At 54.7% G+C, this 1531-nt stretch carries 2 protein-coding genes and 1 pseudogene; all 3 read right to left on the reverse strand.

The window, feature by feature from the left end:
* Positions 1 to 203: pseudogene (locus NW856_RS05355) on the reverse strand (cytochrome D ubiquinol oxidase subunit II); the annotation flags it as partial.
* A 114-nt stretch (positions 204 to 317) separates the two neighbouring features.
* A complete protein-coding gene (gene trxA / locus NW856_RS05360) occupies positions 318 to 659 on the reverse strand; it encodes a thioredoxin (protein WP_011431863.1) in 342 nt (113 codons plus the stop codon).
* Between the two features lie 386 nt (positions 660 to 1045).
* Positions 1046 to 1531: NUDIX hydrolase (locus NW856_RS05365; protein ID WP_414399435.1), on the reverse strand; the 486-nt coding region annotated here is incomplete at its 5' end.

Consider the following 1531-nt stretch of genomic DNA (forward strand, 5'->3'; position numbering starts at 1 on the left):
ACGGCAAACCCCTGCTCCAGATCCTCAAGAGTAGCCGCCAAGATCTTGGCATCTAAACGGCTCAGCTCCAGGGATCCCATGCGCTGCAGCGACTGCACAATACGCAGCCAGGCCGTCCGGTTGGGATGATACTCCAACTGCTTTAGGCGGGTCTCAGCGTTGGAAAAAACTTCTTGCAGAAGGGAAGAAACGGAATCGGTCAAGCTGGGATCCTAAAGTTCTCTGGAATTACTTTAATCAGTTCTCGGCACAAAATGGCAGCTGGGTTCTAATCCAGAACCCAAAAGTTACATTCTGAAACACCCAAGGCATAGCCCTCAGGCTTCGGCAGGTGTGTCGAAGTGCTTTTCCAAAATCGTGGTTAGAGTTGCCTTGGGTACGGCGCCGACCACCACATCCACCTTCTGGCCGCCCTTGAACAACATCAGGGTGGGAATGCTGCGAATACCGTACTGGCTGGCAGTTTGAGGGTTCTCGTCGGTGTTGATTTTTACAACCTTAACTTTGCCGACATACTGCTCAGCTATCTCCTGAACCACAGGAGCCACCATCCGGCAGGGGCCACACCAAGGTGCCCAAAAATCAACCAGAACCGGAATATCGCTGCGCAGCACCTCTGCCTCAAAGGTAGCATCAGCGATATCTATTGCTGCAGACATGCTTGGAGAACTCCTGAAACAATACCTATCATGGTTTCTAATCTTAGCACAGCTCTCTGGCTGCTGCTGACCGAAAACTCGGCGTCGCAGGCCCCGGCATTCATGCCTGGGGATAAGTCACCGTCTCATGACAGGACGGGAGACTCGCTCCACCCGCTTATGGAAGGGTGCAGCGTTAAAGGTGAAGTAGAAGTATCTGGGGTGTTTTGGCATCTCAGTAGTTGAGGAGATGGCGTCCCCCACGAGGATATAGGGCCTCGTGTAGCCCATTGCAACGAAGCGCGAGGAGCGTGGAGCGATGGAAAAAATCCCCCGGCTTTAGCCGTGGGGAGAACGTTAACGATCTGGCTGGACTGGCCGGATTAGTATTGGTGAGCTGGGATCCCTTAGACAAATACCATTGGCTTATGACGGATTTTCTCGAAAGCAGCCGCATCAAAACGGTAGAGGGTTGCCGGTCTGCCTGTTCCTTGGGAACTTTTCTGGCCGGTATCTTGCAAGATACCCAGTTTCAGTAGGCGGGCGCGAAAATTGGAGTAGTCGGAGAACCCCTCGCCCAAAACGGTGCCGTAGAGCTGATAGACCTCCCCTAGCGTGAAGGTGGCGGGCAAAATGTCAAAGGCAATCGGGCTGTACTCCAACTTGGCGCAGAGGCGACGGCGGGCATAGCGGCAAATCTCTTCGTGGTCAAAGGCTAAAGAGGGAATTTGGTCGGCGGGATACCAGGCAATGCCCTCCACTCCGTCTGCCAGCAATTCAGCATCCTGGAACCGCACCAGGGCAAAGTAGCTGACCGACAGGTAGCGCACTCCATAGCCATCCTCGGCCTCGCGGGGATCCCGCTCCGGCCCCCCGAAGGTGTAGAGCTGCTC

The sequence above is a fragment of the Synechococcus sp. R3-13 genome (genome assembly GCF_047462195.1).
Lineage (GTDB): Bacteria > Cyanobacteriota > Cyanobacteriia > Thermostichales > Thermostichaceae > Thermostichus.